The 7067-nt window shown below is 60.7% G+C and carries 5 protein-coding genes and 1 tRNA gene; 1 reads left to right on the forward strand and 5 read right to left on the reverse strand.

Annotation, left to right across the window (positions count from 1 at the left end):
- Positions 1 to 1281: 1281 nt before the first annotated feature.
- Positions 1282 to 1356: transfer RNA gene (locus VGG64_14685), tRNA-Pro, on the reverse strand.
- Between the two features lie 458 nt (positions 1357 to 1814).
- Here VGG64_14685 and VGG64_14690 point away from each other — a divergent pair.
- Entirely contained in the window at positions 1815 to 3128 is a 1314-nt protein-coding gene (locus VGG64_14690; protein ID HEY1600852.1) for an NAD(P)/FAD-dependent oxidoreductase, read from the forward strand.
- A 154-nt stretch (positions 3129 to 3282) separates the two neighbouring features.
- Here VGG64_14690 and VGG64_14695 read toward each other — a convergent pair whose 3' ends face one another.
- From VGG64_14695 to VGG64_14710, 4 genes are all read right to left on the reverse strand, one after another.
- On the reverse strand, positions 3283 to 3984 hold the full coding sequence (locus VGG64_14695; GenBank protein ID HEY1600853.1) for an EF-hand domain-containing protein: 702 nt from the start codon (positions 3982 to 3984) through the stop codon (positions 3283 to 3285).
- Between the two features lie 293 nt (positions 3985 to 4277).
- Entirely contained in the window at positions 4278 to 4850 is a 573-nt protein-coding gene (cyaB, locus tag VGG64_14700; GenBank protein HEY1600854.1) for a class IV adenylate cyclase, read from the reverse strand.
- Positions 4847 to 5443, reverse strand: coding sequence for a hypothetical protein (locus VGG64_14705; GenBank protein HEY1600855.1), 597 nt, complete (start codon positions 5441 to 5443; stop codon positions 4847 to 4849). The genes cyaB and VGG64_14705 overlap by 4 nt, the downstream gene beginning before the upstream one ends.
- An 87-nt stretch (positions 5444 to 5530) precedes the next feature.
- A partial coding sequence (locus VGG64_14710; GenBank protein HEY1600856.1) for a thiamine phosphate synthase occupies positions 5531 to 7067 on the reverse strand: 1537 nt, incomplete at its 5' end.

Consider the following 7067-nt stretch of genomic DNA (forward strand, 5'->3'; position numbering starts at 1 on the left):
AGAAGAAGGGCGAGCCATACTGGATTCAGTATCTCGACCACAAAAACAAGAGGTTGACCGCAAAGGGCTTCACGGACAAGGGCTTGACCGAAGAGCTGGCAGCGAAGCTGGAGACGGAAGCGCGTCTGCGTCGAACCGGCATGGTGGACGCCAGCCTGGACCGAGTGACGCAGCAGCGAGCGGTGCCAATCACAGACCAATTGTCGGAGTTCGAGGGGAGTCTTTCGGACAATTCGCCGCAATACATCAAGCTGACGTTGGGACAGGTGCGCCGTATTGTCGAGGGCTGTAGCTTCACCACGCTGGCCGACATCGACGTTGAGACCGTGCAGAAGTACCTTCGTGCCCGACGGGAAGAGGAGCGAACGGGGCATCGGACCTACAATCAGTATCTGCAGGCGTTCGGGACGTTTTGTAGCTGGTGCGTCCTGACGGGCCGGCTGGTGGCCAATCCGATGGTTGGCATCGAGCGGCTGAATCAAGCGGTTGACGTACGCCATCCTCGCCGCGCATTGTCGGCCGAAGAAATCGCCAGGCTGATCGACTCGGCAAGGTCGAGTGGGATTAACATTCAGCGATTCAACGGCGAACAGCGGGCTCGAATCTATCTGATGGCGTACCTCACGGGCCTGCGCCGGAAGGAACTGGGAAGCCTAACACGGAGAAGCTTTGATCTGGAGGCTTCGCCGGCCACGGTGTCGGTCGCGGCGACGGCTTCGAAGCATCGCCAGGAGGACGTACTACCCCTGCACCCTGAATTGGTGCCGATGCTTCACGAATGGCTGAAGGAATTGCCGCCGGGCGAAAAACTCTTCCCGCGGCTCGGCCAGCGAAAGACGCACGTGATGGTCCGGAAGGACCTGGAACGGGTTGGCATCCCGTACGTGACGGAAGAAGGGATCGCGGATTTCCATGCCTCGGGACGCCACACCTACATCACCGAGCTGCTACGCAATGGCGTGTCTCTGCCGGAAGCTAAGGAGCTGGCGCGGCATTCGGACATAAAGACGACGATGCGCTACACGCATATCGGCATCCACGACCAGGCTAAGGCGATCGCCGCACTGCGCCTGGTGCAGCTGGAGAATCCTGCTGCGTCGGACACCCCCCGCGTTACACCGGAGCCCGAAGCCGCGCTGCAAATGCGCTGCATTTCTGGCGGCTCTGAGGGACATCCGGTGTCATCGAGTGGCAATGGACACGTCGATCAGAAACGACAAAACCCTCGCGGCTGCAAGGGTTTTGACGCTGTGTGGCAGTTCGTGTCAGAACTTGTCAAAGTCGGGGCGACAGGATTTGAACCTGCGACCTCTGCGTCCCGAACGCAGCGCTCTAGCCAGGCTGAGCTACGCCCCGGGCGTAAACTCGGGAAGCCCGCATTCTAGTCGGCCAACTGATTTGGTCAACGCCGGCTTCTCGTTCGGGCGCGACGAAAACGCCAGCCCGTGGGCCCTTACTCTATGTCGTACGTCGCCACAACGATCGAGGCCCCCGAATCGGCGTCAGAGGAGCCTCGTCTGACGGATTCATCGCGGCACGGGCATGGCCCTTACTGCGCGCGACCGCGCACGGCCGCCAATGTTCGCATTGATGCTGCTGCCGCCGTGAGGTTATCAATACAATATGACAATATGGTGGTCCAACAGCCGCATGGCGAACACGTCCCCAGCGCTCCGGAACTCGCTTGTTGCGTGCTTTGTGACTCTCTTAAGACCGGATAAGGTGAGCCGCACCGATGCCTATAGCGAGCGTGCCGGCCTGGTCGGGCCGCCGCGAAGATTATCGGGAAAGCTCGTGTCAAGGAGGTTTGTCCGATGCCTAACAACCCGCGGGTCGTAATCCTGGGTGGCGGGTTTGGCGGACTTAACGTCGCGCAGTCGCTGCGGCGTGAACCGGTGGATGTCACGCTCATCGATCGGCGGAACTTTCACCTGTTTCAACCTTTGTTGTACCAGGTGGCAACTGGCGGCCTCTCGCCGGCCAATATCGCCGCGCCGCTGCGGTCAGTTCTCAAATCGCAAACAAACGCCAGCGTGTTGTTGGCCGAGGTCACGCACATCGACGTCGAGCGACAAGCTGTCGTCCTGCGGGAGGACGTCGTCCCTTATGACGTGCTGATCGTGGCCACAGGCTCATCGCATCATTATTTCGGCCATCCGGAATGGGAGCAGTGGGCGCCCAGTCTAAAGACCGTCGAAGATGCGACCGAGATCCGCCGCCGCGTGCTGTCGGCCTTCGAGGCGGCTGAACGTGAGCCCGATGCGGCAAGCCGCGCGACGTGGCTCACGTTCCTAGTCGTAGGAGGCGGTCCGACCGGTGTCGAGTTAGCTGGCGCCGTCGCGGAACTCTCGCGTTATACACTCCAGCACAACTTCCGGCGCATCGACCCTGCGACGGCTCGCATCCTGTTGATCGAAGGTGTCGACCGTGTCTTGCCATCCTTCGCGCCGTCATTGTCGATAAAAGCCGCTCGCTCGTTGGCAGAACTTGGCGTTACGGTTCGGACCAACGGAATTGTCACCGATATCACCCAAGAGTCAGTCACCGTGCGCTTCGGGACGACGAATGAAGACATCCCCACGCGCACCGTGATGTGGGCGGCCGGTGTGGCCGCGTCGCCCTTGGGCAAAATCCTGGCCACGGCGACAGGCGCCGAGCTCGACAAGGTGGGTCGATTGATCGTCGGCCCGGACCTCTCGTTGCCGGGGCATCCCGGGATTTTCGTCATTGGCGACCTGGCGAGCTACAGCCACCAGCTCGCTGCGCCGCTACCGGGGCTGGCACCTGTCGCGATTCAGCAGGGACGCTATATCGCCCGCGTGCTCAGATACCGCCGCAAAGGAAAGCCGGTCCCAGCGTTTCACTACTTTGACCGTGGAACAATGGCCACGATTGGCCGTGCCAAGGCGGTGGCCGACGTGCGCGGCGTCCATTTCGCAGGCTTACTTGCCTGGATCGCCTGGCTAACGATCCACCTGATGTTCCTCGTTCAGTTTCAGAATCGCGTGCTGGTCATGCTGCAATGGGCGTGGAATTACACGACGCGGAATTCGCCCGCCCGATTGATCACGGGCCGCGATGCGCCAGTTTTGGGGGTCAACGAAGAGAATCCTCCGTCGAGGCGCTAAAAATAAGGAGAGCAATCGCCCGACGCTTGCATCGGAACAACGTTCTGCGCCGCTGGCAGCGCCCGATGGACGTTAGAGTTGCAAGCTCAGGAAGACGCAAGAATTCCCCGTTCATCTGCAGAGCCACTAGTGACGAACTGTTGCGCGCCGTCGTTTAGCGCGTGCTCGGCAAAATCTGACCGTTGGGCAATCCAACGCCATTGCCAACCATGCCACCGGCCATGCCGCGCGTCATCGCCGCTTGGGCGGCCTGCAGCTCCTGCGGTGAGAGTTGCCCGTCGCCATTGGCATCGAACTGCCGCAAGCTTTGGGCGATGGCCACATTCGGTCCGCCTGCTTGCGTCTGGGCCAGTGCCATCCTCATGGATTGCATTTCTTGCGGATCGAGTTGGCCGTTGCCGTTGGCGTCGAACTGTCGCATGAGAAGAAACATGCTTTGGTTCGAGATGCCGTTATTGCCCCCCCGCATACGCATGTTGTTGCGGCCACCCGACTGCTGCATCGCTTGTTGCATTTGCTGCATCTGCGCAGCTTCCTCAGTTGCGGCTTGTGTTTCGGCATCTTTGCGAGCTTGCAGCGCCTTTTGCTTGCGATCGTTTTTCTTCTTTGCGGCGGCGGCCTTTTTGGCGTCTTTTGACAGCACCTTTTTTTTGGCGGCAGCCTTTGCGTCGCCTTGATCTTCGTCGTCGGCGTTGGCCGGCGTAGCAACGTCTTGCGCTGGATCGGTAGCAGGGGCAGCCGCGGTCTTGCTCGATTTGGCCTTATCAGTGGCGCGAGCCTCGCCTGCCAGCCAAGATACCACGGCAATTCCCAGCAAAAGGACGATGCTTTGCACCATCGTTCGACCGCACATCATGTTGCACCTCTATTGTTCATAGGCCGATCGAATCGGCGACACGCACGTCACCAAAGAAGATGTCCGCAGCGATCCCCTTAGTTTAATCGCCCCACGGACCTCGGGGAAGGAAAAAGGATGTTGCGGCTGGGAGCAGGCCGAATATGAGGCCGGCAGGCCTCATATTCGGTGGATGCGACGCAAAGGCAAACTCGGCTGGAACTTCGGCATGGTGGCTCCCTCTCGCCGTGACTCCGGCGCGGGAACGTGGGCCCACGGGATGATGCGGCGTCTAGTACAAAAGCGGCGCCGACTCAGGTGGCCAGCAACATCTCCAGATAGCTGCGCCGCTCTCCCTCCGAGAGACTTAGCCGGGTGGCCAGCGTCGCCAGTGCTTCGCGGGCCTCGTGAACCTGATGCTCATCGGCCAAAAGTTCGATCTCGCAGAAATGCCCAAGGCCCGCGACCTCGTCGAGCGCGATTTCAATGTCGTGATCGTGCCAAGAGAGTTCCGCCAGACGGCGTTGCTTGCGAACCTTTGCAACGGACTTGAATCCCATCGCTATGAGCAACTCGGCGAATCGTGCCGCGCCGCCCTCGCCAGGCTCGATAGGCAATTCCAGTTCGCGCCGTGTTTTTGTTGTGGCATCAACCTTGGGACCTTTGTAGGTGACCCAATTATCGTCGACCACGCTGCGAATGCGTAACGCCTCATCCGTTTTGGCGAAATCGCGCGCGGGGTGTGCAAAGTAGCAGTCAGTCTGCAGAATCGCCGGTCGAAACTTTGCGCCGAGAGCCAGGGCTCGCTTCTCGACCGCCGTCGGATCCGCGACACAAAATTTTTGTTCGACTTCGTACTTCATGCGGTCACTGACTAGGACGATCATTGGGCCTGCGACGATGAGGCGACCTTCTGCACGTAGTGGGCGATCACACGCGGATATTCCGCCGTGCCCTTGAGTTGAGAACAGGTAATGAGAACGTTTCCGACAAGCGCGATGCGTTTTTTGACTTCTGTGCTATCGACCGCGCGATCGGCGAGGCCTTTCACGGCTCGATAACTGCGCTGTCCACTCCTCTGAGAGTCATATTTTTTGTCCCACCACTGCGCAGCGGCCTCGGCATTGGAGAACACAAGCACGCGCACCGTGATCACATCTGGCGCGGGGTCCTGCTTTTTCGTCATGTACGTGTAGTCGGCAGCAGCTACCACTCCGGCCGTTCTCAAGGCCGCTACGACATCGGCGACCGTCTTTTCCTCAGGCGTCTGAGGGGGTTTGGATTCCGCGTCGACGTTTTCAATGATCAACCCTGGGCTATCCGTCCACTCTTTGCCCAACAAGGTTGAATCTTCTCTTAGCTTGCCGAGGTTGCCGTGGAAGTCAGTAACTTTGGGTTCAACTCCATGTGCTATCGCGCCGAGAGCAAAAAGCCACATGAGCGCGATCGACCACGCGGAGCGCGGCAAGCAAGGGGTCATTCGCAAGCTCCTATGATTCATGCGGCCAAGCACCCGTCGCGGCGCTTCGACAAATCCGGTTCGTATCGAGGTATTCTAGCGGCTTCCCTAAGGGGATTGGGGGGATGCGCCGGCCAACCGTCGAAGAAACTCCGCGCTTGCTGCCGCAGGATCGGCGGCAGCCACCACCGCGCCGCTGACGGCCACCCGCGAGAAGCCGGCGGCAATGACCGACTCCAAATTCGCCAGGGTTAGGCCACCGATGGCGAACGCGGGCAGGCGAATCTCGGCCGCCACCTGCCGTAATAAATTCACGCCCGGGAACTCTGCAAACGACTTGGTCGTTGAGGGAAATGTCGGACCGACGCCAAGGTAGCTGGCTCCCTCCAGCACCGCGCGGCGTGCCTGGGCCAGCGAGTGTGTCGACACTCCGACCAAAGCCCGCGGGCCAACCACCGAGCGTGCCGCCTTGACCGGCAAGTCGTCTTGTCCGACATGTACACCATCGGCATGCACCGCCGCGGCGATGTCCGCCCGATCATTGATTACGCACAGCGTACCAGCAGCCGCCGTGCGAGCACGCAGCACGCGCGCGCGCTCAAAAAGTTCGTTATCCGGCAAGTTCTTTTCGCGCAACTGAATCATGGGCGTACGAGCCGCAACCAGGGCGTCGATCAATCGCTCGAAAGCGGATTCGCTTCCGCCTCCGTCGATCAACACGCATAACTGCGCCAGTGCTAGTCGCTCGATGCTGGTTTGCACGATCTCGGCGGCTCGTTCCAAGGTGTACGTGCGGTAGCGGAGTCGTTCGATTGTGGCAGCAACATTCGGGTGACTAACTTTGGAGTATTCCTCCAGGCTCCGCAGAGCCTCTTGCAGGCGTTTCCAGTTCGCGGCCGCGACTCCGGCCAGATCCGATCGGGCAAATTCGGCCGTTGTCGAGATAGTCGTGCCAACATCGGCCAGCGTGTCGCGCCCAGCCAGCAGATCGCGGCCGTCTAAATGTCGTAACGCCTCCCGCAAGTCGTGCCTGAGTTGCTTTAGTTCGGCGGTCAAGAACCGGTCGTCAAGTACCATCCGCACGTAGTCTTCGACCACCCGCAACCCCTCACGCGCCCGATTGGCGGCGGCATCCAGCAAGCGCAGCAGGGACACGCTTTCGGCTGCGGACGGCGCGATGGCCTGAGGATTTGGCTCGGCGACATCAAAGACCGCGAATTCTGGTTCCAGCTTGATAACATCCGGGCCAACAATGGGATCAGGTGCGACACGCCGCTGCGGCGCCTGCATCGCTGTTCCTGCGACGGCCAATACGGCGGCCTCGGAGATTTGATCCCCCAGTTCCAAGGGCTCTACCGGCAGCGGCCCCGGATCGTGGCCATATAGATGATGTATCTGCGACTCGAGGCGGTCGGCATCCAGTCCGCAATCAGCCAACCAGGCGGCAGTCTCACCCGCTGCCGCCGCCAGCCCCAGCAGTACATGCTCGGTCGCCAGGGCGAGCGGACGAGGATACGCCCATAGCCGCCCGACAGCGGCGTCGAGTGCCACAACTACTGATCCCGAGAACTCGCGACGCGAGCCGTTTCCCTCTGTGCGCCGCAACGCCGGCCAGCGCGCGCGCACCGCCGGGGCGTCGATATTG

The organism is Pirellulales bacterium (assembly GCA_036490175.1).
Classification (GTDB): Bacteria; Planctomycetota; Planctomycetia; order Pirellulales; family JACPPG01; genus JACPPG01.

Coding starts and splice junctions, on each gene's coding strand:
- VGG64_14705 (HEY1600855.1), bottom strand. CDS start 5,443: ATGACCCCTTGCTTGCCGCGCTCCGCGTGGTCGATCGCGCTCATGTGG.
- VGG64_14695 (HEY1600853.1), bottom strand. CDS start 3,984: ATGATGTGCGGTCGAACGATGGTGCAAAGCATCGTCCTTTTGCTGGGA.
- cyaB (HEY1600854.1), bottom strand. CDS start 4,850: ATGATCGTCCTAGTCAGTGACCGCATGAAGTACGAAGTCGAACAAAAA.
- VGG64_14690 (HEY1600852.1), top strand. CDS start 1,815: ATGCCTAACAACCCGCGGGTCGTAATCCTGGGTGGCGGGTTTGGCGGA.